Genomic DNA, 25834 nt, shown 5'->3' with positions numbered 1-25834 from the left:
CTTCCTGAGCTTGTCGAAGGACGAGGACCAAGCTCCAGAGGCAAAGCCCCATGCCCATCGCGCCGCTGAGGAAGAAGCCCAAGGGTCCGCGCCCGATCAGCCTGGCGCTGCAAGGCGGCGGGGCGCACGGCGCCTTCGAGTGGGGCGTCATCGACCGCCTGCTGGAGGAGGATGGCCTGGAGATCCAGGCCATCACCGCCGCCTCGGCCGGGGCGATGAACGCGGTGGCCTACACCTCGGGCCTGATCGCCGGCGGCCGCGACGGGGCCAAGGCCTCGCTCGACGACTTCTGGAAGCAGGTCAACCGCAAGGGCGGCCGCAACGTCTTCGGCGACACCAGCATCTGGACGAGTGCGTTCGGCGGTGCGACCGACTGGATCAAGAACACGCCCGGCTGGCGGATGGCCGAGACCCTGGCCCTGTCGCTCAGCCCCTACGAGTTCAACCCGTTCAACCTGAACCCGCTGCACGACATCCTCGAGGAGGCGATCGACTTTACGGCCATGCGCGAGCGCTCGCCGGTCAAGCTCTACATCGCCGCCACGGCGGTGCGCACCAGCAAGGCCAAGGTGTTCCGCGAGACCGAGCTGACCGCCCGCCACGTGATGGCGAGCGCCTGCCTGCCGCAGGTGTTCCAGGCGGTCGAGATCGACGGCGAGCCCTACTGGGACGGCGGCTTCCTGGCCAACCCGCCGCTGTGGCCGCTGTTCTACGACCAGACGCCGGACGACATCCTGCTGGTCAGCCTCAACCCCTTCGTCCGCGACGAGACGCCCAAGAGCCCGGGCGAGATCATGGACCGCCTGAACGAGATCACCTTCAACGCGGCGTTGTCCTCGGAGCTTCGCGCCATCGGCTTCGTGCAGAAGCTGCTCGACGAAGGCCTCTTGAAAGACAATGCCCGGGGGCGCTATCGGCGCATGCTCGTTCACGCCATCAAGGCCGACGGGCCGCTGGCCGACCTGTCGCTGGCGTCCAAGTTCAATACCGAGTGGAGCTTTCTGACCGACCTCAAGGCCCGCGGGCGCAAGGCGGCGGAAGACTGGCTCGGCGAGTGCATGTCCCAGGTGGGCGAGCGCTCGACGGTAGATCTGAAGTCTGGTTTCGCATGATTACCCCCGCACCGACCCCTTCTCCCACCGCTGGCGTCATCTGCCTGCGGGGGCATGAGGTGCTGCTGATCAAGCGCGGCACGCCGCCGCGCCTTGGCCAATGGAGCCTGCCGGGCGGGCGCATCGAGTTCGGCGAGACCGCCGAGGCCGCCGCCCTGCGCGAACTGCGCGAGGAGACCGGGGTGGAGGCTCGGCTGCTGGGCCTGATCGACGTCGTCGACGGCGTCTTCACCTCGCGCGAGACCGGCGAGACCACCCGCCACTTCGTGATGTTCGACTACGCCGCCGAATGGACCGGCGGCGAGCCCCACGCCGGCGACGACGCCGCTGACGCCCGCTTCTTCACCCGCGAAGAAGCGATGGCCGCCGTGGAATGGGACCTGACGCGCCAGGTCATCGCCCAGACCTACGACCTGTTCCGGCGATAAGACGATCGCGCCACGGAACAAGTAATAATCGCACAAAGAAAGATTCTATTTAAGGTTGCATTGCCCACCTGTCGGGCCTGATGCTTTCCCGCCTGGCCACGCCACGACGGCTGACGGCCGCAAGGGGAGGCATCGATGTCCACGCAACGCTCCTGCCAGATCTCCGTCCAGAGCCTGATCGGCGACTCGGCCATCATCACGCTGTGGCACAAGAATTCCGACTACGGCGTGACCAGCCAGACCTGGGAAGTCCCGGCCGACGGCACGTCCGGCAAGATGACCGTGCTCTTCAACACCGGCCTGGGCTCGCTGACCGTCCAGGACTACTGGGCCGTCAAGGTGGTGGTCCAGGCCGGCTCGGCCCAGGGCGTGTTCCACAGCGTCGGCTCGGGCAACTGGACCGAGTGCCAGCTGCAGTCGCCCGACGCCAACCAGTCGATCGTCTTCAAGGTCGACACCAGCAGCCTGCAGATCACCCTGCCCTCGGGCGGCACGAGCACGCAGATGCAGCTGACCTCGCCCCTGGCCCAGGTCGACAACGTCTTCGTGCTGATGCTGGAGAACCACTCGTTCGACAACATCTTCGCCTTCTCCGGCATTCCCGGGATCGTCGGCTCGTCGAGCCAGAACATGAACGAATACAAAGGCGTCCAATATTTCTGCGCCGAGCCGGCCCCGACGGCCATGCCCACCGATCCGGGGCACGAGTTCGCCGACACCTATGAGCAGCTGTGCGGCGAGGGGGCGGTGCATTCGCCCTGGTCGAGCTATGGATCGCCCACGGCGACCGGCTTCGTGGCCAACTACGCCACCAGCCTCAGCGAGCTGAAGGACCACAACCCCGCCTACCTGCCGACGCCGAACGAGTACGGCGACATCATGCTGTGCTTCGACACGCCCAATCAGCTGCCGGTGATCTACCAACTGGCCACCGAGTTCGCGGTCTGCGACCGCTGGTGGTCGTCGCTGCCCGGCCCCACCTGGCCCAACCGCTTCTTCGTGCACGGCGCCTCGTCGGCCGGCTGGGCGGACTCGCCGGGCGACACCGACATCGCCAAGTGGGAAACGGTGAGCGGCTTCACCTATCCCAGCGGCGCCTCGATCTACGACCGGCTGGGCGGCGCCCGGATGAACTGGCGGATCTATGTCGACGAGGACGGCGACACCCTGGGCGGCATTCCCCAGGTGTCGTCGCTGAAAGGCATAACCTACAAGATCGACACCGAGGCCTTCTCGGGCTTCGCCGGCGACCTGCTGGGCCCCTACCCCTATCCCTACACCTTCATCGAGCCGAACTACGGCGACATCGCCGGCGGCACCTATGTGGGCGGCTCCTCGCAGCACCCGATGGACTCCATGGCCAGGGGCGAGGCCCTGATCAAGGCGACCTACGAGGCGATCCGCAACTCGCCGGGCTGGGAGCGCAGCCTGCTGATCGTCACCTATGACGAGCACGGCGGCTTCCATGACGCCGTCCCGCCCTACGGCGCCCCGCCGCCGAACGACGGCTCGCCCCAAGACCTGTCGATCAACTCCGGCGGCTTCCTGTTCGACCAGTACGGGGTGCGGGTGCCGGCCGTGATCGTCTCGCCGCTGATCCCGCAGGCCTCGGTGAGCCATACGCAGTACGACCACGCCTCGGTGGCGGCCACGCTGGAGGCCCTGTGGGGCCTGCCGTACATGACCGCCCGCGACCAGCACGCCAACACCGTGCTGCCGCTGCTGTCGCTGTCGTCTCCGCGCACCGACTGCCCGCTGACGCTGAACAGTCCCGCGCCGCAGGCCCTGGCCACCGCCGTGGTTCCTGCCCCGATGACGGCCGAGGTCGCAGCCCAGCCCCTGCCCGCCAGCGGCAACACCATCGGCTTCCTGCACATCATGGCCAAGACCGACCTGGCCCTGGCCAACGGCGATCCCGCCGCCGGCGCGGCCATCCAGGCGCGGGTGGCGGCGATCAAGACCCGGGGCGAGGGGGCCGCCTACTTCGCCGAGGTCACGGCCAAGGCGGCCGCGGCCAGGGCCGCGCTCGATGCGGCGAAAGCCTCGAGCGCGACCGCCGCCACGTCCAAGCCGCTCGAATCGGCCTGATTTCTGGACCCGCAAGTCCAGAATAAGGCATTGAAATTTATACGCTTGTCGAACCGAAGCTTCGGTGAGACGCTTTCCTTGTGACCGGCAGCTTCGACGTCAGAGCGCGGCGCCGGCTCACGAGGAAACGAGAGAGATGACCCCGCAAGACATCGTGGGCCTGGCCCCGCCGCGCGGACTTCTGGCGATGATCGCGCTGATGCTGTCGGCCATGGCCGCCTGCTTCTGGACCCCGGAAATGGATCCCGAACGCATCCTCGGCGACGACCGCCGCTGAGGCGCCCTAGGGCCGGTAGTTCCCCCAGCCCCAGCAGCCGGGGCGCGGCGCGCCGGCCTGCCCTTCGCCGTCGACGCACAGCAGGCCCGCACCCGGCCCCACGCCGCCCGGCGGCGATATCCAGGCCACCACCCCGTCCTCGATCCCGACCAGAGCCGCGTCGCGCTTGTCGGAGAGATTGCGGCTTTTCCAGCCGCCCAGGTCGACGGTCAGCACGCCATAATCCGGTCGCGTCGAACCGTGCCAGCGCAGGCCGTACTGCCCGCGCGCGAAGGCCTTGGGATCAGTCGGCAGGCGCTGGCCCACGCTGAGGCCCGCCAGGGTCGCCGCGCCCTGCTCGCGCGCCCGCTCGCGATCGCGGTTCATGGCCGGCAGCTTCACCGCAAACGGCAGCAGGGCCAGGCCCTGCATGTCGCTGTTGCTTAGCCCCCGCCGCCCGGCCGACTTGCCCACGGTCGGCGGACGCGATCCAGGCGCGCAGGCCGCAGACAGCTGGTCGCCCGGCTCCGCCGCATCCTTCGACCAGCGCGCCAGAAAGCCCCGCCCGTCCTCCAGAGGCAGCTGGCCGAAAGCCGCCGCGAACGGCGAGGGCCGGGCCTGGCGGACCCAGCGCTCGTAGGCCTTGCGATCCTCGATCGACGGCGCGGACGGCCTGGGCGAAGCCGGCGCCGGACGCAGCACCGCCGCCAGTCGCCCGTCGCGGAACACCAGGACCGGATCGCCCACAACACGGTCGCCCAGGGCCGAAGCCAGCCGCGCGCCACAAATCGGGGCCTCCGGGTCGAAGGGCCCGTCGCCATGGGTGCGCCAGATCGCCTGCTGGCGAAGCCGCCTGGGGTCGGAGACCAGCTGGTCGAGGGTGAAATAGGCGTCCGTCCCGCCGCCGTCGGCGACCTCGAAGCCCCGCGTCAGGGGGGCCTGCGCCGCCGCGCCGGTCAGGCGGGTCCGCACCTCGACCGGCGACAACCCGATCAGGTCGCCGATCGCCGCCTCGCCGGCCGCCGCCTGCGAGGCCCCGGTCGCCAAGACCAACAGTCCGGCCAGAGCCGCCGACAATCCGATCCGCCCGCGCATGCCAGCCTTCCAGATCCAACCCAGGGAGGAAAACACGACCGAGGCTCGCGCGCCACAGAAAAGTAAGTGAACAATCACACCCAGGAGAACAGGCGCCGTCGCGGAAGGATTGCAGCGGCCGGCATGGGGCGCACACTCGCAACAACGGCTCCGTCCGAGAGCCCGCCAGAAGGGAGATCCGCCATGGCCCTGCGCACGCCGCTGTGCGACCTGCTGCACGTCGAGCATCCGATCCTGCTGGCCGGCATGGGCGGGGTGTCCTACGCGCCCCTCGCCGCGGCGGTGTCGGCGGCGGGCGGCTATGGCGTATTGGGGATGGCCGGCACATCGCCCGACTTCATCCGCCGGCAGATGCGCCAGGTGCGCGCCCTCACCGACAGGCCGTTCGGCGTCGACCTGCTGGCCGCCACGCCCGACGCCCTGACCGCCAGCGTCGACGTCATCATCGAGGAAGGGGCCAGCGCCTTCGTCGCGGGCCTGGGCGTGCCCTCCCCGATCATCGCGCGGCTGCACGCGGCGGGACTGAAGGTGATGGTGGTCTGCGGCACGGTGCGCCATGCCCAGAAGGCGCGCGACGCCGGCTGCGACGCGGTGATCTGCCAGGGCGGCGAGGGCGGCGGCCATACGGGCCTGGTCGGAACCCTGCCGCTGGTGGCTCAGGCCGTCGAGGCCGTCGACATCCCGGTGATCGCGGCCGGCGGCCTGCACGACGGCCGGGGCCTGGCCGCCGCCCTGGCGCTGGGCGCGCAGGGCGTGTGGATGGGCACCCGCTTCATCGCCAGCTTCGAGGCCCACGCCGGCGACATCTACCGTGACGCCGTGCTGGCCGCCCGCGACGAGGACACCGTCCGCACCCGCTGCTATTCCGGCAAGCCGATGCGGGTGCGCGCCAATCCTTATGTCGACGACTGGGAGACGCGCCCGGCCGAGATCCAGCCCTTCCCCTTGCAGGCCATGGCCAGCGTCCAGGCAGGGGTGCTGGGCGGCATCGGCGGCCAGACCGAGGGCCTGGACCCCGACCGCTCGTGCCTGGCCATGGGCCAGAGCGCCGGCGGCATCCGCCAGGTGCTGCCGGCCAGGCAGATCGTCGCCGACCTGGTCGCCGAGGCAGAGGCGGCGATCCGCCGCAGCGCGGCGCTGGTGGCTTGAGGGGAGCGGGAGAGAACCTCGCCCTTCGACAAGCTCAGGGTGAGGTCCTCTCCTGACCCGCCGAGTTCGAAATGGTCCTCATCCTGAGCCTGTCGAAGGACGAGGACAACGCTTGACCTTTCGGGGCTATCGCCCCGACGACAGCACCGTCAGATGCTTGCCGCTGGTATCGGGCGCCAGCGGCGACTGGGTGGCCAGGATCGTCGTGCCGGGAACGATCACCTTGCGCACCGCCGCGCGGAAACCGTCGGGCATCCGGGTCTTGGCCATCAGGTCCGGATCGAGCGGCCGGTCGGCCTCGTCCTCGTGGCCGGGCGCGCCGACATAGGCCCAGCGCGGCACGCCGTCCTCGACGCCGGTGCAGACCAGCACGTGGGTCTGGAAGTCCTCGTCGGGGAAGACGACGCCGGCGCGGCCGATCTCGACGCCGTTGCGCAGCACCACCGCCCGCCCGTCGCTGCGCGAGGCGATGATGGTGACGGGACCCGTCGGCGAAGCCTCCGGCGCCCAGCGCCAGTCCTCGCCATAGGGCGGCGGCTCGGCCCCCGCTTCGAAGCCGGCGTTCATCGCCATGCCCAGCACCCCGGCCGCCTGCGGCATGTCGGCGGGCCGATCGCCGGCCTTGCCGACCACGATCACCGTGCCGCCCATCGGCGTGATCCCGAACAGCAGCTTGGCGAAGCCCATCGGCAGGTGCACGCAGCCGTGGCTTTCCGGATAGCCCGGCAGGCCGCCGGCGTGCAGCGCCACCCCGTCCCAGGTCAGCCGCTGCTGATAGGGCATGGGGGCGCTGTTGTAGAGGCTGGACCGGTGGTCGGCGTCCTTCTGCAGGATCGTGAACACGCCGGTCGGGGTCTCGTGACCCTCCTTGCCGCTGGACACGGTGGAGACGGCGATGCGCACCCCGTTGCGATAGACCGTCGCCAGCTGCCGCGACAGGTCGACATGCACCACGACCGGCCCCTTGGGCGCGATCTGCGGGGCCCACACCCACTGGCCGGGTTTCAGCGTCTCGCCCGTGCGGGCCAGTTCCACGGCCGAGCTGGCCTTGGCACCCTGGGCCAGGGCCGCGCCGGGCGCTGTCAGGCCGGCGGCCAGGACGAGGCCCAGTTCGCGTCTCGAAAGGCTCATTTGGCGGCGATGGTCAGGGTGTAGGCGGCGGTTTCGTTGCGGCGCGCGGCGTTGCGCATCAGGTAGACCTGCACGGTGTAGTCGCCGCTGGACGGGATCTTGACCGCAGCGCTGGCGCCCGAGGTCGAGCCGACGAATATCGCCGCGTCGGCGCCCGGGGCGGTGATGTTGAAATAGGCCGAGGCGTTGCTCGGCTTGAAGTCGACCTTCAGGGTCTGGCCGGCGGCGACCCCGACCTTGTAGTTCACGGACGCATAGCCCTTGATCGAACCCTTGATCGTCTTGGACGAGGTTCCCTTGGCGAAATGCACCGTCTCGGTGCGGGCGGCGTCCTGAGCCATGGCGGGAACGGCGGCCAGCAGGCAAAGCGCGGCGAGCGTGCGGGCGAGCATGTCGATCTCCTGGGCGGCGAAGGCCTGGAAGCGAGGATAGGTTGAGCCCCGGGCTAGGCGCAATCGCACGAACCATCGATAGTCGCCGCAGTCCACAGTCTGGAGCTTGCCCGTGCGCGTCGCCGTGTTTTCGACCAAGGCCTACGATCGCCGCTTCCTGGATCGGGCCAACGCCGCCGGTGAACATGCCATCGACTATTTCGAGGCTCGGCTGGACGTGACCACCGCCTCGCTGGCGGCCGGCTATCCGGCGGTCTGCGTGTTCGTCAACGACCGGCTGGACGCGGCGGCCTTAAGGATCCTGGCGGCGGGCGGCACGCGGGCGGTGGCCCTGCGCTGCGCCGGCTACAACAATGTCGACCTGGCCGAGGCCGAGCGCCTGTCGATCACCGTGGTGCGGGTGCCGGCCTATTCGCCGGAAGCCGTGGCCGAGTTCACCGTCGGCCTGCTGCTGGCGCTGGACCGCAACATCGCCCGCGCCTGGGGCCGGGTGCGCGAGAACAACTTCGCCCTCGACGGCCTGATGGGCCGCAACCTGTCGGGCCGCACCGTCGGGGTGGTCGGCACGGGCCGCATCGGCGCCCTGGCGGCCCGGACCCTGCGACTGGGCTTTGGCTGCCGGGTGCTGGCCAGCGACCTGATCGAGGACCCCGAACTGGTCGCCATCGGGGTGGAGTACGTCGCCCGCGACGCCCTGCTGCGGCAGGCCGACATCGTCACCCTGCACTGCCCGCTGACGCCCGACACCCGCTACCTGATCGACGCGGCCGCCATCGCCGCCGCCCGCGACGGCCTGACCATCGTCAACACCAGCCGCGGCGCGCTGATCGACACCGCCGCCCTGATCGAGGGCCTGAAGAGCCGCAAGATCGGCGGGGTGGCGCTGGACGTCTACGAGCAGGAGGCCGACCTGTTCTTCGAGGACCTGTCGAACGAGATCGTCCAGGACGACGTCTTCCAGCGTCTGCTGACCTTCCCCAACGTGCTGATCACCGGCCACCAGGCCTTCCTGACGGAAGAGGCGCTGTCGGCCATCGCGCAGACCACCCTGGCCAGTCTTGGCGAGATCGAGGCGGGCCAGACGCCGACCAACGCCGTCACCGCCCAGCAGGTCCGCCCGTCGCCATGAGCATGGACCGCTTTCTCAACGAGACCTCGCTGACCGTCGTCGCCGCCACGCTGTTCGTCCTGCTGGTGCTGGCGCGGGAGGGCGCCTCGTGGCTGGCCCGGCGGCTGTCGGGCGAGGGGCACGTGGCCAGCGAGTCCGGCTACGTGCTGTCGGGGGTGCTGGGCCTGCTGGCCCTGCTGATCGCCTTCACCTTCGGCCTGGCGCTAGACCGCTACGAGACCCGCTACAACCTGCTGGTGGCCGAAGCCGCCGCGCTGAACACTGCCGACATGCGGGTGAGGCTGCTGGACCAGCCGGCGTCGGGACGGCTGGTGGAGCTGGTGCGCGCTTATGCCGAGGTGCGCCTTTCCTATGGCGAGGCGGACGCCGCTCGCAAGCCGCCCTTCGCCGAGCAGTCGGCGCGGCTGCGCAAGGCGATCCAGGGCGAGACCCTGCGCGCGGCCCGCAACGTGCGCGACCGGCCCTTCGCGCCGCTGGTGGTGCAGGGGGTCAACGACGCCCTGGCCGTCGGGGTCGAGCGCGAGGCCGCCCACAACGCTCCGCTGCCGACCACGGTGTTCATGGTGCTGGTGGTCTATGCCGTCGTGGTGGCCGCCGTGCTCGGCTACACCCTGCCCGCCCCGCACCACCAGCATCGCCTGGTGTCGGGCCTGCTGTTTCTGCTGCTGACCCTGGCCCTGACGCTGATCCTGGATCTCGACCGGGCCCGCAGCGGCTCTATCCGCATCGACCAGGGACCGATGCAGCGGCTGGTGCGGTCGCTGGAGCACGCCCCGCCGCCGGCCCAGCGCCTGGTGGCCCAGCCGCATTGAAGCGCCCGGCCGCTCTTGCGCGTTTCGCGCAAAAACGTGCGGCGGCGCTGAAGCCATGGGTTGAAGCTGGGCCAGATTGGGTCTTTGCTGGCGACCTACCCGGCGTCGACCGGCGCGAGACGTCCTTCCTCCCTTTCCGCAGGAGCCGCCAATGGACCGCCGCAAGCTTCTCTCCTTCGGCCTGCTGGCCGTCCTGCCCGGCCTGGCGCACGCCCAGGGCCACGGGAACCACGGCCCAGGAGGTCAAGGCCCCGGACAAGGCGGCCCCGGCGGCCAAGGGCCCGGCCAAGGTCCGGGCGGGCAGCGCCCCGGCCAAGGCTCGGGCCCCGGATCGGGCGGCGGCCGTCCTCCGGGACAGGGCTCCGGCCAGGGTCCCGGCCACGGGCCCGGACATCCCGGCGGCGGAGGCTCGCAGCCCGGACGTCCCGGCGGCGGTTCCCCGTCGCGGCCCCCGGCCCCGCGCCCGCCCTCCGGCCAGCGCCCGCCCAGTCGGCCGCGCCCCACCCCGCCGATGGGTCCGCATCGTCCCGGCGCGGGTCGCCCGTCCGGCTTCCGGCCGATCCAGGGCGGCCGCTGGCGCTATCCGCCTGGTCAGCGTTATCGCCGCTGGGCCATCGGCGGGATCCTGCCGGGGCTGTTCCTGTCGTCGGGCTACATCTTCGACGACTACTGGCGCCTGGGCCTGGGCGGCCCGCCCTACGGCTATCACTGGGTGCGGTACGGACCCGACCTGCTGCTGGTCGAGTGGCGCACCGGCCGCGTCGTCGACGTGATCTACGGCGCCTTCTACTGATCGCCTCCAACCGGGAGACCTCGATGAACAGGACGACGAAGGCCGCCGTGGCGGTCGTCGCGGGCCTTGGCGTGCTGGCGACCTCGCTGGCCGCCGTCGCCCAGCCCCGCGACCTGATCGGCGCCCGCGCCGGCCAGGGCGAAAACAGCCTGCGCTCGCGCGGCTACCAGCTCGATCACGCCGACGGCGGCGTGCAGTACTGGTGGCATCCGGGCAACCGCGAATGCATCAACCTGTTCGTCGACGACGGCCGCTACGACACCATCGACCGGCGGCCGACCTCGGAATGCAACGCGGGCAAGGGCGGCAAGAAGGACAACACCGGGGCCATCGTCGCCGGTGCCCTGGCCATCGGCATCCTGGCCGCGGCCGCCGCCTCGTCGAAGAAGAAGCACGAGGACGACCGCTACCGCGACGACGACGACCGCCGCCGCGATCCGCCCTACTCGCCGGCCCGGGGCGTCGACTGCTACCCCTCGCAACGGGCCTGCTACGAGCGCGGACGCGGCTACTCGCCGTCGTGGACGTCGCGCGAATTCGGCTACCGCTACTAAGGCCCGGAGGACCAGATCATGCACACCCTCCGCACCCTGACGTTCACCCTGGCCGCGGCCGCGCTGGCCGCCAGCTGCACGCCCAAGCCCGCCGCCAAGACGGACCCCGCCACCGCGCCGGCGCCGGTCGGCAAGGACGCCGCCCGCCAGGAGACCGGCGCCCTGCTGGCCGACCTGATGACGCCGACCTTCACGGCCGAGCAGCAGGGCCGGATCCTCAACATGGGCTACTTCATGGCCGCCTCGTCGCTGTGCCCGGACCTCGAGGTCGATCCCCTGAAGATGGGCCGCGCCGTCGACGCCGTGCTGGCTTTGGGTCCGCCCGAGCAGACCGACGCCGAAAAGGCCCACCAGCGCGACGCGGTGATCATGTTCCTGGGCATGGCCAGCGGGGCGATGATCGGCTCGCACGCCGACGACAAGACCCAGTTCTGCGAGGACGCCGCCAAGGTGAAGGGCGGCGCTTCGGAGACCCACCTGTTCGCCGCCGGCGCGCCGACCGATCCCTCGACCGCGCCGGCGCCGCAGACCCCGGCCAAGCCGTGAAGGGCCGGACGCTTTCGCGTCCGGCCCCAGCCCCCTATCCCCTGTTGTCCAGTTGCGGACGCACGGCCTCGCGGCCGCGGCGGGAGATGCGATAGGGCCCCGACGCGCGGGACTCGATCAGGCGCTTGCGCTTCAGCTTGCCGAAGACCGCCAGGTTGCAGCTGGCGAGCACCAGCCCGTCACGGGTGACGCATTCGACGCGGGTGATGCGACGGCCCTCGTCGCGATAGGCGCGCACGCAGCCGCCCTGGGCCATGACGTGCAGCACGCGCTGCTCGTCTCTCGAGATATTCATTTGGGAAAAAGCCAGTCTGGAGTTCGGCCAAGCCCGAACGCGCCGCGTCAAGCGGCGGTTAGGTTCGGGCTGCGAGCCGCGCGCCGGAGGCGTGCGGCAGCCGTTCAGACAAGCTCAGGCATGAACATGCGGGCTTGATGCCGCAGAACCGTGATCTTCGCAACCTCACGGCTGCAGGATCACCACCAGCACGGCGGCGATCAGCACCAGCCCCTCCACCCCATGGATGACCACCGCCAGCCAGTTGGAGCGGAAGGCCTGGGCCGGCAGGGCGTAGCAGAGGCAGCTGATCACCAGCCCCGGCATCAGCCAGAACTTGTGCACGTGGTAGGCGCAAAACAGCAGGCCGTTGCCCAGCCACGCCCACCGCCCCCAGGCCCGCTCCATGCGCGGCAGCAGCACGCCGTGAAACAGCAGCGCCTCGCCCAGGCCGTAGTTGAACAGGCTGGAGACGAGGGCGAGCCCCAGGATATCCCACCGCCCCCGCGCCTCCGGCGTGATCAGGTGCTCGATCATCGCGAAAGGCGGGGCCAACCCGGCCAGCCGCTCGCCGAGGGGCGTGGCCTGGAACAGCAGGGTGGCGGCCTCGTCGCCGAGGAAGCCCAGGGCGACGAACAGCGGGACCAGCAGGAAGGCGCCCAGAAACGGCCGCCCGGTCGAGCGCCAGACCGGCGGCGTCAGCCACAGCCGCCGGCGCAGCTCGGGCCAGCGCAGGCTTACCCCCTCAAGCTTCAGCACCACCAGCGACAAGACGAGCTGCCAGGCCATGCCCAGCACCATCATGCGCCAGAAGACCAGGCCCGGCAGCGGATCGCCGGGCGCCATCAGCCGGGGCGCGACGATCCAGGCCAGAACCGCCATCGGCGCCGTGGCCGCCAGCCAGATCAGCAGGATCGCCGCCGTCCGGCCGACGGCGACCAGCCGCGCCGGCACGCCGGGCGAGATCAGGGTCGCGTGCACGGGGATCATGCCTAGAACCGGCGGACCAGGCCGACGAAGCCGGCCGCGGCGCTCTTCTTGGCCACCAGGGGGCTCCTGGTGATGTCGTCGTCGAACAGCTCGACCTCGGCGGCGGCGATCACATAGGCCCGCTCGCCGATCCGGTAACGGGCCTGGGCGCCCAGCGACGGCACGACCACCCCGCCCGACGGCGCGCCGCGTGTACGACCAAACTCGTAGGCCCTGGCCGCCCCGACCTCGCCGGCCTTGAGGCCGTAGAGCCAGGTGGAGAGCTTCTCGTCCTTCCACGACAGGCCGGCCACGGCCTGGAGCGTCAACCGCTCGCTCGGCGCGGCTTCCAGGGTCAGGTCGAGATTGACCTCCTGGCCCTTGGTCTCGCCGGAGACGTCGGCCAGGTACTCGAGGCTGAGCGTCGCCGGGCCGAAGGCGGCGCTGGCCCGGCCGCCGACGTCGATGCCGACGTCGCGTTGCAGGAAGGCGAAATCGCGGGTCTCCTTGGGATCGACCAGCTGGAAGCGCGGCGCAATGCGGCCCTCTAGGGTGAAGCGATCGCTCGCATAGGCCTTCACGGCCAGGCCGCTGAGGTCGGCGGTGACGCGGCGGTCCTGGTAGAAGAACAGCGGCAAGACGCCGGTCCCGGCCTTCTCCTTGGCGCTCTCATAGGGGTTGGAGGCGACATAGGCCCCGGCTCCGAGCAGGAACAGCCGCTCGGTCTCTTCGGCTTGGGCGGGCGGGGACAGGGCGACCAGCAGGCAGAGGGCGAGCAGGGCGGCGCCGGACAGGCGATCGATCATGACGGTTCTCTCGAAACGAGGGGAGGACGGTCACGACCCTGGACGGGGCGGCTGTGGGCGTCGTCCGAACGGGCAGGCCCGGAGCCGCAAGGCGTCCGATCCTGCCGGTCAGGACGTGGATGAAGGGCTCAGGCGGCCGGGCGGAAGGCGCTGGGCGGCCGGCCGGCGTGCTTCTTCACCGCGGTGTTGAAAGTCGAGCGCGAGTTGAAGCCGACCTCGTAGGCGATGGCCAGGATCGGCTCGTCGGAGGCGCCGATGCGGGCCACCGCCTCCTCCACCCGCCAGCGATTGACGTAGTCGAAGAAGCTCTGGCCAAGGTGCTCGTTCAGCACCTGCGACAGGTGGTTGGGCGTGACGCCGATGCGGCCGGCCAGGCCGCTCAGCGACAGCAGCGGATCGCGATAGAGAGCCTGGCCGCGCATGGCCTGTTCCAGGCGGGCGGCGATCTCGACCTGGCGTGCCTGCGGCAAGGCGGAACGCGCGTACTTGCCGGCGGCCGGCAGCGCCTGCGGCGTCTCGGTCTGGGGCGTGTAGATCGGCTTCTGCGACAGGCCAAAGAGGCCGATGGCGACGGTCCAGGCCAGCTCGACGGCGGCCGCCGCCGCGTCCAGCCACCCCTCATGCGCGGCGCCGGCCGCCAGGGCCGACTTCACCGCCCCCCAGATCCAGGCGGCCAGCATCACCAGCAGCAGGGCCCGCAGCCAGCTCAGCGTGCGGTCCTCGAGGTTGGAGAACAGGTCGCGCACGCGCCGCACGTGGCGGCTTATCACCGCGAAGGCGGCGGCGAGGTAGCCCAGGGTCACGGCCAGGAACAGCGCCACGAAGGCCAGTTGCAGCGGTCCGGCCAGCGGATCGGCGTCGGCGCCCGCGCCGGTATAGACCGCCAGCCGGGTGGAGACCGGCAGCAGGAAGAACGGCAGCACCAGCAACATGGCGACGCCCGCCGGCCAGCCGATGCGCGCGACGCGGCCCCAGGTCCAGCCCCGTTCCGGATCGCCGGTCATGGCCAGCACATAGGCCAGGATCGACGGGCCCAGGCCCAGCGAGGTGGTCCACAGGATCCCCGTCGCCCAGGGCGCGGCGGCATAGGCGCCGGCTCGGTCGAGCATCAGGTCCAGGCCCGACAGCGCGCTGAGCAGCAGGAACACCGCAAGGGCGGTCGAGGGCGCCCTGCGCCAGTCGCGCCGCACGCCCAGCTGCGCGGCCGCGAACAGCCCCACGCCGGCCGCCGCCGAGGCCAGGATCAGCACCACTGTGTCGGCCATCTTGCCCAGCGCCCGGATGAAAACGGCGCGGAGAGTGTCGCGTAACGCCGGTCGACGCAATCGCGGGGCGAGCCTCCCCTAGTCCTTGATCTCGGGCAGCAGCCGCTCGAAGTGCGCCTCGACCTGGCCGTAGCACTCGCAGGCCCGGCGCTCGAGCTTGCGGCGGTCGAGGATCTCCACCCGGCCGCGGCGGGTCTGGATGATCCCGTCGGCCTGCAGCACCTTGGCCGCGGCGGTGACGGTGGTGCGCTGCACGCCCATCATGTCGGCCAGGGCCTCCTGGGTCAGGCGCACGACGTCCTCGCCCGAGCGGTCGTGGGCCGACAGCAGCCAGCGGCAGCAGCGCTGCTCGATGGTGTGCAGGGCGTTGCAGGCCACCGACTGCATCATCTGGGCGATCATGGCGTCGGCGTAGCGGGTGAAGAGGTCGCCCATGCCCGGAAAGCGCTGGCGCATCTCGTCCAGGCGCGCGGTTGGCACCACGAAGGCGGGTCCGGGCACCTGCACCACGGCGCGGCCATAGGCAGGCTTCAGCCCGCCGCTGACGATGCCGCCCAGCGCGCCTTCCCAGCCGACGGTGGCGGCCTCGACCTCGCGGCCCTCGGCGGTGACCACCAGCAGGGCGACCATGGTCGGCCGGCACGGCAGGTAGGTGTTGCGTACGTCCTCGCCGACGTCGAACAGCACCTGCCCCCGCGCCAGGGCGGTCAGGGACAGGCCCGTCTTGAGGGCGGCGCGCGCCTCGTCGGGCAAGGCCAGCAGCAGGCGATTTCCCGCATAGGCCTGGGTGACCCGCTCGGCGCGGGCGTCTCGGTCGGTCAGTTCTGCGGAGTCGGCCATGGCGGCATCCAACGGCGGCGCTTGCTCACCGTTAAAGCGCGCGGAGGCCGCCTTTCGTTGCGTGAGGCCTTCAGCTCAGCAGGGTGGGCCTGTGCAGCTGCCCGGTTTCGTCCTGCAGGTGCATGCGCACCGGCAGGCCAAGGCCCGTCGCCTGCTCGGCCAGCCGGGTGGCGGCGCGTTCGGCTTCGTGACGGTTGCGGTAGGCCCCGAACCGGAGCTGGTCGCCGATGATGGTCCACCGGTCGCCCACCTGGACGACGCCGTAATGCACTTCGGCCATGACACGTCCTCCCTTCTGCGCTGTCGGAGTGGTCGTTTCTCGCCGCCCCTGACTTATCCACAGCCTGACGCCGATCCTTGTTGATAGCAAGGCCCTGAAGAGTCGAAGTTTCGACTCTAAAAGGGCAAGCCGGGCTGTGGATGAAATGGCCAAGCTCGCCCGCCGCGGGCGCGGCGATGACAGGCGCGCGGCTTGCGACGATAATGGCCCCATGCTTCGCGCGCGCGCTCTCGTTCCGCCCCTGGCGGCCCTACTGCTGACCGTTCCGGCGGCCCTGTCGGCGCACGCCCAGGAACGCGAGCCGGCCGACCGCCAGCGCCTGCTCGACCTGGCCTATGCGCTGGGCCAGAGCCACGCCCTGCGCCAGGCCTGCGAAGGCGCGGGCGACCAGTTCTGGCGCGCCCGGATGATGCGGCTGATCGATGTGGAAGCGTCCGACTCGGCCTTCACCGACAGGCTGCGCGACCGCTTCAACGGCGGCTTCGCGGCCAGCCAAGCCGGCCATCCGGAAGGCTGCTCCCCCGAGAGCCGCCGCGCCGAACGCCAGGCCGCCCAGCGCGGCCGCGCCCTCGCCTCCAAGCTGTCGCAGACGGTGGTGATCAACGATCCCGCGCAAGCTTCGCCGGATTCCGTGGCGGACGGGCGAGCCCCGCGCTAACCTCGTCCCATGGGCGCAGGCGACCGGCGGCGAGGGCCGCCGGGCCGGCCCCTTCGGGAGGCGTAGACTTGGCCGCTTATCTGGTTCCCCTGGTCCTGCTCGTGCTGGCGATTCTGCTGGTCGTCAACGTCATCAAGATCGTGCCCCAGGGCCGCGAGTTCACCGTCGAGCGCTTCGGCCGCTATACCCGCACGCTCAAGCCCGGCATCAGCATCCTGACCCCCTTCGTCGAGACCATCGGCCGGCGGGTGAACATGATGGAGCAGGTGCTCGACGTTCCCAAGCAGGAGGTCATCACCAAGGACAACGTGTCGGTGACCGTCGACGCCATCGTCTTCATCCAGGTGATGGACGCCTCGGCCGCGGCCTATCGGGTCGACAACCTGATCTACGCCATCACCCAGCTGGCCCAGACCAACCTGCGCACCGTGGTCGGCTCGATGGAGCTGGACGAGGTGCTCTCGCAACGCGACCACATCAACTCGCGCCTGCTGGCCACCATCGACGACGCCACCGGCCCGTGGGGCGTCAAGGTCGCCCGCATCGAGATCAAGGACCTGACCCCGCCGGCCGACATCACCAACGCCATGGCCCGCCAGATGAAGGCCGAGCGCGAGCGCCGCGCCGTGATCACCGAGGCCGAGGGCGAGAAGCAGGCCCAGATCGCCCGCGCCGAAGGCGCCAAGCAGTCGGCCATCCTGCAGGCCGAAGGCCGCCGCGAGGCCGCCTATCGCGACGCCGAGGCCCGCGAGCGGGAAGCCGAGGCCGAAGCCAAGGCCACCGCCTTCGTGTCGGAGGCCATCGCCCGCGGCGACGTCAACGCCATCAACTACTTCGTGGCCCAGAAATACGTCGAGGCGTTCGGGGACCTAGCCCGCTCGCCCAACGCCAAGACCGTGATCGTGCCGGCCGACTTCGCCGGCATCACCGGCACGGTGGCCGGGGTCGGCGAACTGATCCGCTCGCTGGGCGGACCGGACGCCGCCCCGCCCGTGCGCTCCGCGGCCGTGCCGACCAGCACGCCGCGCAAGGGAGGCTGAGGCCATGACCGGCCTGATCGACTTCTACGTCAACCATCCCTTCTGGCTGTGGCTGTCGGCGGCGGCCGTGTTCCTGGCGATCGAGGTGGGCACCGGCACCGGCTGGCTCTTGTGGCCCGCCGCCTCGGCGGCGGCGGTGGGGGTTGTAGCCCTGCTGCTGCCGACCAACCTGCCGGTGGAGATCGCCCTCTTCGCCGTACTGACCATCGCCAGCACCTACTTCGCCCGCCGTTTCCTGCGGCCGGCCCTGGCCGGGCCCGATCCCGACCTCAACGATCCCACCCTGCGCCTGCTCGGCCGCCCGGCCGAGGTGGTCGCCGCCTTCGAGAACGGCCGCGGCCGGGTGTTCGTCGACGGCAAGGAATGGGCCGCCCAGACGGAGGGCGAAGCCGAAGGCGAGACCGCGCCAGAAACCGGAACGCGGGTCTCGGTGGTGGGCGTGCACGGCGCGGTGCTGACGGTTCGTTGAAGAACCGGCGGCGCCTTTCGCCGCTTCATGCGTTACGATGCGCGCGGAAGCTTAAGTTTGGCGTCCGCGCCCATACGCTCGCAATGTCGTCTAGCAGACGGCCAAGGCGTCCAGGCTGTGCTGTAATATCGCCCGCGCCCGCGTCAAAGACCGCTCTCGGCGGCCAGGTCCGCCAGATGCAGAAGCTGGAAGCCATCGGCCAGCTGACCGGCGGCGTGGCGCACGACTTCAACAACCTGCTGACCGTCATCCGCTCTTCCGCCGAGCTGCTGCGCCGCCCCTCGCTGCCCGAGGCCAAACGCGAGCGCTACCTGGATGCGATCGCCGAAACCGCCGACCGCGCCGCCAAGCTCACCGCGCAGCTGCTGGCCTTCGCCCGCCGCCAGACCCTGAAGCCGACCACCTTCGACGTCGGCGCGCGGATCGCCAGCGTCGCCGACATGCTGGGCGCCATCGTGGGCGGCCGCATCCGCCTGACCGTCGAGCCCTGCCTGGCCCCCTGTTTCGTAGAGGCCGACGCCAGCCAGTTCGAGACCGCCCTGGTCAACATGGCGGTGAACGCGCGCGACGCCATGGACGGCGATGGCGACCTCGTCATCCGCGCCTACGAGGCCGCGTCGCTGCCGGCGCTGCGCGGGCAAGGCGCCCATGAGGGAGCGTTCGTCGCCGTCTCGATCACCGACACCGGCTCTGGCATGTCGCCCCGGGTGCTGGACCAGATCTTCGAGCCGTTCTTCACCACCAAGGACGTCGGCAAGGGCACCGGCCTTGGCCTCTCGCAGGTGTTCGGCTTCGCCAAGCAGTCGGGCGGCGACGTGGACGTCGAAAGCCTGGAGGGCGAAGGCTCGACCTTCACGCTGTACCTGCCGCAGGTCGACGCCGCGGCCGAGACGGAGGCCGCCGACGCCGTGGAGACGGCCGCCGACGAGCACGGCGCTATTCTCATCGTCGAGGACAACGCCGAGGTGGGCGACTTCGCGCGCCAGCTGCTGCAGGACCTGGGCTACGAGACCTGCCTCGTCGCCAACGGCCAGCGCGCCATCGCCGTGCTGGAGGAACGCGGCGACGCCTTCGACTACGTCTTCACCGACGTGGTCATGCCCGGCATCAGCGGCCTGGAACTGGCCAAGCGCATTCGCAGCCGCTGGCCCGGCCTGCCGGTGGTGCTGACCAGCGGCTATAGCCAGGTGCTGGCCGACGACGCCCACCACGGCTTCCCGGTGCTGCAAAAGCCCTATGCGATCGGCGAGCTTGGACGCATGCTCCGCTCGGCTCGCCGCGCCAGCTGACGACTACTGACAGATCCCGGCGCGGCCACAGGCTAGGCCAGCCCCAGCCCAGAGCAGTTCGACGGAGTTTTGATGCAGAGATCGATTTGCGTGCTGGCCGGCGCGGCCCTGCTGAGCATGGCCGCCAGCGCGGCGCTCGCCCAGGACCTCTATATCGGCACGGTGGACGTCCAGAAGGACCAGGTGATCCTCACCCGCTGCGACCTGGCCGCCAACCGCTACGTCCTGCGCGATCGCGCCGAGGAACAGGAAAGGCCGGTCGCCAAGCTGCGCGAGAAACTCCAGACCCTGAAGGCGCCGGTCTATGTCGAGGTCATCGGCCAGTATGTCGAGATCGAGGGCCAGGACGGTAACGCCCTGGACGTCATCGCCCTGGAAGGCCTGAAGGCCGGCAAGTCCTGCCACCTGGCCGACGCCCTGGGATCGAACTAGGCGCATCGCTCGCCACTGGCGCTTTTCGCCCCGCGCCCCCATCTGGGCGCGGACCGCACGGACGAGAGGGAACAGACGGGTGGAACCCATCATCACGGTGTCGGGTCTGACCAAGACCTACGCCTCGGGCCACCAGGCCCTCAAGCAGGTCGACCTGACCATCAATCGCGGCGAGATCTTCGCCCTGCTCGGCCCCAACGGCGCGGGCAAGACCACGCTGATCAGCATCATCTGCGGCATCGTGCGGCCGAGCACGGGCACGATCATCGCCGACGGCCACGACATCGCCCGCGAGTACCGCCCGGCCCGCACCAAGATCGGCCTGGTGCCGCAGGAGCTGACCACCGACGCCTTCGAGACGGTGATCGCCACGGTCACCTTCAGCCGCGGCCTGTTCGGCAAGCCGGCCAACCCCGCCCTGATCGAGAAGATCCTTCGCGACCTGTCGCTGTGGGACAAGAAGGACGCCAAGATCATGACCCTGTCGGGGGGCATGAAGCGGCGGGTGATGATCGCCAAGGCCCTGTCGCACGAGCCGTCGATCCTGTTCCTCGACGAACCCACCGCCGGCGTCGACGTCGAGCTGCGTCGCGACATGTGGGAGATGGTCCGCAAGCTGCGCGAGACGGGCGTCACCATCATCCTCACCACCCACTACATCGAGGAGGCCGAGGAGATGGCCGACCGGGTGGGGGTGATCCGCAAAGGCGAGATCATCCTCGTGGAGGACAAGGCCGCCCTGATGCAGAAGCTGGGCAAGAAGCAGCTGACCCTGCACCTGCAGGCGCCCCTGGAAGCCGTGCCCGCCGGCCTGTCGGACTACGCGCTGGAGCTGACCGCCGACGGGACCGAGCTGGTCTACAGCTTCGACGCCCAGGCCGCCGAGACCGGCATCGCCCCGCTGCTGCGCCGCCTGTCGGCCGAGGGCGTCGACTTCACCGACCTCAACACCCGCCAGAGCTCCCTCGAGGAGATCTTCGTCAGCCTGGTGAAGGACCGGCCATGAACATTCACGCCGTCGCCGCCATCTACCGCTTCGAGATGGCGCGGACCTTCCGCACGCTGCTGCAGAGCATCGCCTCGCCGGTGCTGTCGACGTCCCTGTATTTCGTCGTCTTCGGCGCGGCCATCGGCTCGCGCATGACCGCCGTCGACGGCGTGCCCTACGGCGCGTTCATCGTGCCGGGCCTGATCATGCTGTCGATCCTGACCGAGAGCCTGTCGAACGCCTCGTTCGGCATCTACATGCCCAAGTGGTCGGGCACGATCTACGAGGTGCTGTCGGCCCCCGTCTCGCCGTTCGAGATCGTGCTGGGCTATGTCGGCGCGGCGGCCAGCAAGTCCTTGATGCTAGGCGTCATCATCCTGGCCACGGCGCGCCTGTTCGTGCCGTTCGAGATCCAGCACCCGCTGTTCATGGCCGCCTTCCTGGTGCTGACGGCGGTGACCTTCAGCCTGTTCGGCTTCATCCTGGGCATCTGGGCCGACAGCTTCGAGAAGCTGCAGATCGTGCCGCTGCTGGTGATCACGCCCCTGACCTTCCTGGGCGGCAGCTTCTATTCGATCGACATGCTGCCGGGCGTGTGGCGGACGATCTCGCTGTTCAACCCGGTGGTCTACCTGGTCAGCGGCTTCCGCTGGAGCTTCTTCGGCACCTCGGACGTGGGCGTCGGCGTCAGCCTGGCGGCCACCTGCGGCGTGCTGGTGCTGTGCCTGGCGATCATCGCCTGGGTCTTCAAGACCGGCTACCGCCTGAAGAACTGACGCTGGGGTCGGATCAACATTCAGGATCTGGGACGAGGACCACGCAGAAACTCAGCCGAACAGCGCGGCGATGATGTCGCGATAGGCCCGCTCCATCGCCGCCGGCGCGGCGGTGGAGCCGCGCGCCCCGCGCAGTTGCAGGCCGTCGAGGATCAGGCCGAGGAAGGCGATGCGGGCGACCATGTCGTCGTCGGTCCAGCCCGGCTTGCGGAACGGCGCCAGGGCCTCGACGCCGCGCTCCAACTGGGCGGTCTCGACGTCGTGCACCACCTGGGCGACCACGGCGTTGCGCTCGGCCTCGGCCAGGATCTCCAGGTCCAGGGCCGCCACCTTGCTGTCGCGAGCCTGGCGCAGCGCCGAGGGCGCGTCGCGCAGCAGGGTCTCCAGCACCGGCTCGCCCTGGGCGTGGTGCTCGAACGGGTCCAGCACCTTGCGAGCCCGCGCCTGGGCCACCGCGCCGATGATGGCGTCCTTGTTCTCGAAGTGGCGATAGACCTGCCCGACGCTCAGGCCCGCGCCGCGGGCGATCTGGTCCATGGTGGCGGAGTGGAAGCCCGACGCCTGGGCGCGCTCCGTCGCGGCGATCAGGATGTCGCGCCGCTGCGCGGAAGCCTTGCGCTCTCGCTCCAACCTCGCCCCTCCCCTACGCTGATCCACACGCGCACCGGCCGGGCCGGCGCGGGCCGATCCTACAAGCGTTCGACAGCGGGTGAAATGCGTTGCGCCCGGCGTATGTCGGGATCAGTCGGCGGCGCCGCGCTCGATCCTGACCAGGTCCAGCACCCCGACGATCTGGCGGGCCCGCCAGTTGCTGAACAGGAAGGAGAGCGGACCGATCGTCAGGGTCACGACCACGGCGATGACGTTGGTCATGTTCTCGCGCACGAAGGTGCCCAGGTCGTCGCCGACGATCTCGGCCACCAGGGCCGTCACCGACACCGGCACGGTCAGGTAGGTGATGATCACCGCCCGCAGCATCTGCTCCTGCCGCCGCGCGTTCAGCGCCGCCAGGGCCGCCACCGCGTCGAAGGTCCTGTCGTCGACGCCCTTGAACAGGTCAAGGGCGCGCAGGGTCGAGGGGTTCCTGCGGAAGCCGCTGACGAAGTCGACGCCCAGATAGCCCCAGGCGCCGGGCGTGTAGAACCACGATGGAATGAAGGTCCAGCAGGAGAAGTCGCTCTTGAGCCTGCGCCACAGGTCCCAGAACGCCGGCTCCCGCGCTTCGGCCGTCTTGACCGGTTCCTTCGCCCCCATACGCGCCCCATCAACCCAGACTAGAGATTCGGATCGACCCTAGCCGGGGCCGCGTGGTCTTGCCTACCCCACGAACCCCGCTGCGCGGCGCAGGCGGTCGTTGATGGCCTCGCCCAGACCCTGGTCGGGGATCGGCGCCACGGCGATGGTCGTCGGCGCGATGCGGTCAGCCGCCCGTAGATACGAGAACAGGTTGGCGGCGGCCTGCGCCAGATCGCCCGTGGGGCTGAGGTTGAACACCCCCTCCCCCTCCGGCCACGGTCCAAAGGCCAGGAAAGCCTCGCCGACGTTCGGCGCTTCGGCATTGATCCGCACCGGCGCATCGGGGGCGTAGTGCAAGGCGAGGCGGCCGGGCGAACGCTTGGCGTCGTCGTCCGCCTCGGCGAGCGGGCCGACCACCGCCTCGAGCTGGGCGCGGGTGACGGCGCCGGGGCGCAGCAGGCGCACGGGGCCGTCGAGCACGGCGACGACGGTGGATTCAAGGCCCACCTGGCAGGGCCCGCCGTCGAGCGCGGCGGCGCACTTGTCGCCCGTTTCCGAGAAGGCGTCCTGGAAGGTGGTGGGGCTGGGACGGCCCGAGCGGTTGGCCGAAGGGGCCACGACCGGTCCGCCGAACGCGGTCAGCACGGCCCGCGCCAGGGGATGCCCCGGCACGCGGATGGCCACGGTCTCGAGCCCCGCGCGGGCCAGGTCGCAGACGGCCGAAGCATCGGCGATCGGGGCGACGATGGTCAGGGGGCCGGGCCAGAAGGCTTGCGCCAGGGCGCGCGCGCGATCGTCGAAGGCGGCGATGCGGGCGGCGGTGGCGACGTCGGCGACGTGGGCGATCAGCGGGTTGAAGCGCGGACGGCCCTTGGCCTCGAAGATCGCCGCCACGGCCGCGGGGTCGGAAGCGTCCGCCCCGAGGCCGTAGACGGTTTCGGTGGGCAGCAGGACGAGCCCGCCAGCGGCGAGCGCGCCCGCCGCGCGGACTACTTCTTCTTGGCCGTGAGCGCGAAGCTCACCTTGATCTTGGCCGGTATCTGATCCGTCGACGCCCATTCGCCCTGTCCAACCCCGAACGCGGTCCGGTCGAGGGTGGTTACACCGCGCGCCGTGGCCGTGTCGCCGTCGATCTTCAGGCTGAAGGGCAGGCTGAGCGGCTTTTTCACGCCGCGCAGGTCCAGCGTGCCGTCGGCCACGAAGCGGCCCTCGGCGGTCTTGCGGAACTTGGTCGCCGTGAAGGTCGCCTTGGGGTTGGCCGAGGTGTTGAAGAAGTCGGGGCCCTGCAGGCTCTCGTCGCGCTGGCCGTCGCCCGTGCCGGCCGAGGCCAGGTCGATACTGACGGTCAGCTTCGAGCGATCGAGCGCTTCCGGCGAGAACAGTATGTCGGCGGTCCAGCGGCTGAACCGGCCCTGGATCGGCGTGTCGGCCCAGGCCAGGTTGAAGTCGAGGTGCGAGCCCTTCTGCACCGCCCAGGCGACCGGGTCCTTCAGCGCGCTGTCGGCGGGCGGAACGGCTTCCGCGGTTTCGGCCGGGGCGGCCGGTGTCGCGGGACCGGCCTGCGTCGCGGCCGGAGCTGCGGCGGCGGGCGCCTCGTCGGGCAGGGCCAGGTCGTCGGCGCTGCTTTCGGCCGGCGCCGGCTGGGGCGCCTTGGCCTTGGCGGGGGTGTAGAGGTAGCCGGCGGCGACCACGGCGGCGAAACCGGCGGCGGCCAGCCACAGGCGCGGCTCCTTGATCCCCGGCTTGGCGCCGGCGGCCATGTGGCCGAACACCTCGTCGCGGTCGAGGATCTGGTGCTTGGCCACCGCGCCCAGGTGCAGGGCCAGCAGCACGTAGGTGAACTTCACCAGCACGCTGTGGCCGATGTGGCCAAAGTCGTTCCAGGCGTCCTTGGCCCCGGCGGCCAGCTCGGGCAGGCCCGGCAGGTGCGGCCAGGGAACCAGCCCGTAGAGGACGGTCGGGATGTTGATGCGGCTGGTCGAGGCGATGATCCAGCCGGTCAGGGGCAGGCCGATCATGATCACGTAGAAGCCGACATGCACGGCGCTGGCGGCCAGCTTTTCCCAGGTCGGCTGGCCGGCCGGGGCCGGCGGCGACCTGTGGGTGAATTTCCACAGCAGGCGCGCGACGCTGAGCACCAGGATGGTGATGCCGATCGACTTGTGCAGCTGGAAGAGGGCGAAGGTTTCCGCGCCCTTGGGGCCGTCGTCGGCCCGCCATCCCAGGATCACCTGGAAGATCAGAGCGGCGGCGATCAGCCAGTGCAGGATGATCGCCACCGTCGAATAACGGGAAGGACCCGCCGCCGAGGCGGGTTTTGAAAGCGTCTCGGCGGTCATTGGGCCGTCCCTAACTCGGTACTTCGCTTACTTCTTCGGATTGAATTCGGCTTCGATCGCCAGGTCGACGTCGTCCGAAACCATCGGCACCAGGTGGGTGAAGCCGAACTCCGAGCGCTTGATCTTGCCTGTGGCCGAGAAGCCCATGATCTGCGAGCCGAACGGGGTCTTGGCGAAGCCGTTGTAGGTGACGTCCAGGGTCACCGGCTTGGTCACGCCGCGGAAGGTCAGGTCGCCGGTCAGCTTGCCCTTGCCCGCCGAGGTCTGCTCGATCTTGGTCGAGACGAAGGTGATGGTCGGGTACTTGGCCGAGTCGAAGAACTTCGGATCGTCCGAGATTTCCTTGTTGAAGTTCGGCAGGCCGGTGTCGACCGACTTCGGGTCGACCGTGATCGACACCTTGGAGTCCAGCGGCTTGGCCGGATCATAGGCGAACGAGCCGTCCAGGCCCGACAGGCGGAAGGTGTAGTTCGAGGTGCCGAAGTGCTTCACGCGCAGGGTCAGGCTGGCGTGGCGCTTGTCCAGGGCCCAGGTCCCGGCCGGAGCGGCGGCGGGATCCGTCGCCGGTTGCGCCAGGGCGGCGACCGGGGCCGCGAGGGGAGCGGCGAGAAGGGCGCCGGCCAGAATGGCGTAGGCGAAGGGGCGAGCCATGGTCTCAGATCTCCAAACTGACAAAACTGTCATAGTG

31 protein-coding genes are annotated in these 25834 nt (G+C 70.2%); 17 read left to right on the top strand and 14 right to left on the bottom strand.

Features of this window, described 5'->3' with window-relative positions; all coding sequences use genetic code 11:
- The first annotated feature begins 50 nt into the window (after window positions 1–50).
- The 4 genes from SGCZBJ_RS06620 (at window position 51) to SGCZBJ_RS25595 (ending at window position 3905) form a co-directional block, all read left to right on the top strand.
- Complete coding sequence (locus tag SGCZBJ_RS06620) at window positions 51–1112, top strand: patatin-like phospholipase family protein (RefSeq protein ID WP_101717208.1); 1062 nt, start codon at window positions 51–53, stop codon at window positions 1110–1112.
- Window positions 1109–1540 carry an NUDIX hydrolase gene (locus tag SGCZBJ_RS06615; protein WP_101717207.1) on the top strand — a complete coding sequence of 144 codons (432 nt, stop codon included), beginning with the start codon at window positions 1109–1111 and terminating at the stop codon, window positions 1538–1540. Before SGCZBJ_RS06620 ends, SGCZBJ_RS06615 begins: the two co-directional genes overlap by 4 nt.
- Before the next feature lie 135 nt (window positions 1541–1675).
- Window positions 1676–3628 (top strand): alkaline phosphatase family protein, encoded by a 1953-nt coding sequence (locus tag SGCZBJ_RS06610; protein ID WP_205685328.1) that lies wholly within the window; start codon window positions 1676–1678, stop codon window positions 3626–3628.
- A gap of 136 nt (window positions 3629–3764) precedes the next feature.
- Window positions 3765–3905 (top strand): hypothetical protein, encoded by a 141-nt coding sequence (locus tag SGCZBJ_RS25595; protein WP_165799260.1) that lies wholly within the window; start codon window positions 3765–3767, stop codon window positions 3903–3905.
- A gap of 6 nt (window positions 3906–3911) precedes the next feature.
- Here the strand turns inward: SGCZBJ_RS25595 and SGCZBJ_RS06605 are convergent, their stop codons facing one another.
- Window positions 3912–4979 carry a hypothetical protein gene (locus tag SGCZBJ_RS06605; protein ID WP_101717206.1) on the bottom strand — a complete coding sequence of 356 codons (1068 nt, stop codon included), beginning with the start codon at window positions 4977–4979 and terminating at the stop codon, window positions 3912–3914.
- A gap of 183 nt (window positions 4980–5162) precedes the next feature.
- Between SGCZBJ_RS06605 and SGCZBJ_RS06600 the strand changes: the two genes are divergently transcribed.
- On the top strand, window positions 5163–6128 hold the full coding sequence (locus SGCZBJ_RS06600; RefSeq protein WP_101717205.1) for an NAD(P)H-dependent flavin oxidoreductase: 966 nt from the start codon (window positions 5163–5165) through the stop codon (window positions 6126–6128).
- Window positions 6129–6254: 126 nt separating this feature from the next.
- Here SGCZBJ_RS06600 and SGCZBJ_RS06595 read toward each other — a convergent pair whose 3' ends face one another.
- Together SGCZBJ_RS06595 and SGCZBJ_RS06590 are read right to left on the bottom strand one after the other, a co-directional pair.
- Window positions 6255–7259, bottom strand: coding sequence for a L,D-transpeptidase (locus tag SGCZBJ_RS06595; RefSeq protein WP_101717204.1), 1005 nt, complete (start codon window positions 7257–7259; stop codon window positions 6255–6257).
- A complete protein-coding gene (locus SGCZBJ_RS06590) occupies window positions 7256–7651 on the bottom strand; it encodes a DNA breaking-rejoining protein (RefSeq protein ID WP_101717271.1) in 396 nt (131 codons plus the stop codon). Before SGCZBJ_RS06590 ends, SGCZBJ_RS06595 begins: the two co-directional genes overlap by 4 nt.
- A gap of 112 nt (window positions 7652–7763) precedes the next feature.
- Between SGCZBJ_RS06590 and SGCZBJ_RS06585 the strand changes: the two genes are divergently transcribed.
- From SGCZBJ_RS06585 to SGCZBJ_RS06565, 5 genes are all read left to right on the top strand, one after another.
- Complete coding sequence (locus SGCZBJ_RS06585) at window positions 7764–8780, top strand: 2-hydroxyacid dehydrogenase (protein WP_101717203.1); 1017 nt, start codon at window positions 7764–7766, stop codon at window positions 8778–8780.
- A gap of 2 nt (window positions 8781–8782) precedes the next feature.
- On the top strand, window positions 8783–9592 hold the full coding sequence (locus tag SGCZBJ_RS06580; protein WP_101717202.1) for a bestrophin-like domain: 810 nt from the start codon (window positions 8783–8785) through the stop codon (window positions 9590–9592).
- Window positions 9593–9743: 151 nt separating this feature from the next.
- Window positions 9744–10385 carry an RcnB family protein gene (locus SGCZBJ_RS06575; protein WP_101717201.1) on the top strand — a complete coding sequence of 214 codons (642 nt, stop codon included), beginning with the start codon at window positions 9744–9746 and terminating at the stop codon, window positions 10383–10385.
- 23 nt (window positions 10386–10408) lie between these two features.
- The gene (locus SGCZBJ_RS06570) at window positions 10409–10939 is read left to right on the top strand and encodes a hypothetical protein (protein WP_101717200.1); all 531 of its coding nucleotides are present in this window, start codon (window positions 10409–10411) and stop codon (window positions 10937–10939) included.
- 18 nt (window positions 10940–10957) lie between these two features.
- Window positions 10958–11485 carry a hypothetical protein gene (locus SGCZBJ_RS06565; RefSeq protein ID WP_101717199.1) on the top strand — a complete coding sequence of 176 codons (528 nt, stop codon included), beginning with the start codon at window positions 10958–10960 and terminating at the stop codon, window positions 11483–11485.
- 34 nt (window positions 11486–11519) lie between these two features.
- Here the strand turns inward: SGCZBJ_RS06565 and SGCZBJ_RS06560 are convergent, their stop codons facing one another.
- The 6 genes from SGCZBJ_RS06560 to SGCZBJ_RS06535 form a co-directional block, all read right to left on the bottom strand.
- The gene (locus SGCZBJ_RS06560) at window positions 11520–11780 is read right to left on the bottom strand and encodes a YjhX family toxin (protein WP_101717198.1); all 261 of its coding nucleotides are present in this window, start codon (window positions 11778–11780) and stop codon (window positions 11520–11522) included.
- A gap of 165 nt (window positions 11781–11945) precedes the next feature.
- Window positions 11946–12749: a CPBP family intramembrane glutamic endopeptidase gene (locus SGCZBJ_RS06555; protein ID WP_101717197.1), complete on the bottom strand. Its 804-nt coding sequence runs from the start codon at window positions 12747–12749 to the stop codon at window positions 11946–11948.
- Between the two features lie 2 nt (window positions 12750–12751).
- Window positions 12752–13534: a MipA/OmpV family protein gene (locus SGCZBJ_RS06550; protein WP_101717196.1), complete on the bottom strand. Its 783-nt coding sequence runs from the start codon at window positions 13532–13534 to the stop codon at window positions 12752–12754.
- Between the two features lie 128 nt (window positions 13535–13662).
- Window positions 13663–14799 carry a helix-turn-helix domain-containing protein gene (locus SGCZBJ_RS06545; protein ID WP_101717195.1) on the bottom strand — a complete coding sequence of 379 codons (1137 nt, stop codon included), beginning with the start codon at window positions 14797–14799 and terminating at the stop codon, window positions 13663–13665.
- Between the two features lie 78 nt (window positions 14800–14877).
- Complete coding sequence (locus SGCZBJ_RS06540) at window positions 14878–15639, bottom strand: Crp/Fnr family transcriptional regulator (RefSeq protein ID WP_101717270.1); 762 nt, start codon at window positions 15637–15639, stop codon at window positions 14878–14880.
- Window positions 15640–15709: 70 nt separating this feature from the next.
- A complete protein-coding gene (locus tag SGCZBJ_RS06535) occupies window positions 15710–15919 on the bottom strand; it encodes a hypothetical protein (protein ID WP_101717194.1) in 210 nt (69 codons plus the stop codon).
- A gap of 211 nt (window positions 15920–16130) precedes the next feature.
- Between SGCZBJ_RS06535 and SGCZBJ_RS06530 the strand changes: the two genes are divergently transcribed.
- From SGCZBJ_RS06530 to SGCZBJ_RS06500, 7 genes are all read left to right on the top strand, one after another.
- A complete protein-coding gene (locus SGCZBJ_RS06530) occupies window positions 16131–16577 on the top strand; it encodes a TIGR02301 family protein (protein ID WP_101717193.1) in 447 nt (148 codons plus the stop codon).
- Window positions 16578–16657: 80 nt separating this feature from the next.
- A complete protein-coding gene (locus tag SGCZBJ_RS06525) occupies window positions 16658–17617 on the top strand; it encodes an SPFH domain-containing protein (RefSeq protein ID WP_101717269.1) in 960 nt (319 codons plus the stop codon).
- A gap of 4 nt (window positions 17618–17621) precedes the next feature.
- Entirely contained in the window at window positions 17622–18086 is a 465-nt protein-coding gene (locus SGCZBJ_RS06520) for an NfeD family protein (protein WP_101717192.1), read from the top strand.
- Between the two features lie 176 nt (window positions 18087–18262).
- Window positions 18263–19375, top strand: a complete 1113-nt coding sequence (locus SGCZBJ_RS06515) for an ATP-binding protein (protein WP_240621431.1) — start codon at window positions 18263–18265, stop codon at window positions 19373–19375.
- Between the two features lie 72 nt (window positions 19376–19447).
- Complete coding sequence (locus SGCZBJ_RS06510) at window positions 19448–19807, top strand: hypothetical protein (protein WP_101717190.1); 360 nt, start codon at window positions 19448–19450, stop codon at window positions 19805–19807.
- Window positions 19808–19886: 79 nt separating this feature from the next.
- Window positions 19887–20813, top strand: a complete 927-nt coding sequence (locus tag SGCZBJ_RS06505) for an ABC transporter ATP-binding protein (RefSeq protein WP_101717189.1) — start codon at window positions 19887–19889, stop codon at window positions 20811–20813.
- Window positions 20810–21571: an ABC transporter permease gene (locus tag SGCZBJ_RS06500; RefSeq protein WP_101717188.1), complete on the top strand. Its 762-nt coding sequence runs from the start codon at window positions 20810–20812 to the stop codon at window positions 21569–21571. Before SGCZBJ_RS06505 ends, SGCZBJ_RS06500 begins: the two co-directional genes overlap by 4 nt.
- Window positions 21572–21622: 51 nt before the next feature.
- Here the strand turns inward: SGCZBJ_RS06500 and SGCZBJ_RS06495 are convergent, their stop codons facing one another.
- The 5 genes from SGCZBJ_RS06495 to SGCZBJ_RS06475 form a co-directional block, all read right to left on the bottom strand.
- Window positions 21623–22201, bottom strand: coding sequence for a TetR/AcrR family transcriptional regulator (locus SGCZBJ_RS06495; RefSeq protein WP_165799258.1), 579 nt, complete (start codon window positions 22199–22201; stop codon window positions 21623–21625).
- Window positions 22202–22312: 111 nt separating this feature from the next.
- On the bottom strand, window positions 22313–22825 hold the full coding sequence (locus SGCZBJ_RS06490) for a hypothetical protein (RefSeq protein ID WP_101717186.1): 513 nt from the start codon (window positions 22823–22825) through the stop codon (window positions 22313–22315).
- A gap of 63 nt (window positions 22826–22888) precedes the next feature.
- Window positions 22889–23866, bottom strand: a complete 978-nt coding sequence (locus SGCZBJ_RS06485) for an L-threonylcarbamoyladenylate synthase (RefSeq protein ID WP_101717185.1) — start codon at window positions 23864–23866, stop codon at window positions 22889–22891.
- Window positions 23797–25146, bottom strand: a complete 1350-nt coding sequence (locus SGCZBJ_RS06480; RefSeq protein WP_101717184.1) for a YceI family protein — start codon at window positions 25144–25146, stop codon at window positions 23797–23799. The genes SGCZBJ_RS06485 and SGCZBJ_RS06480 overlap by 70 nt, the downstream gene beginning before the upstream one ends.
- Before the next feature lie 27 nt (window positions 25147–25173).
- Window positions 25174–25797, bottom strand: coding sequence for a YceI family protein (locus tag SGCZBJ_RS06475; protein WP_101711541.1), 624 nt, complete (start codon window positions 25795–25797; stop codon window positions 25174–25176).
- Window positions 25798–25834: the final 37 nt, after the last annotated feature.

The sequence above is a fragment of the Caulobacter zeae genome (assembly GCF_002858925.1).
Classification (GTDB): Bacteria; Pseudomonadota; Alphaproteobacteria; order Caulobacterales; family Caulobacteraceae; genus Caulobacter; species Caulobacter zeae.
This window is presented reverse-complemented; position numbering and strand designations above follow the sequence as displayed.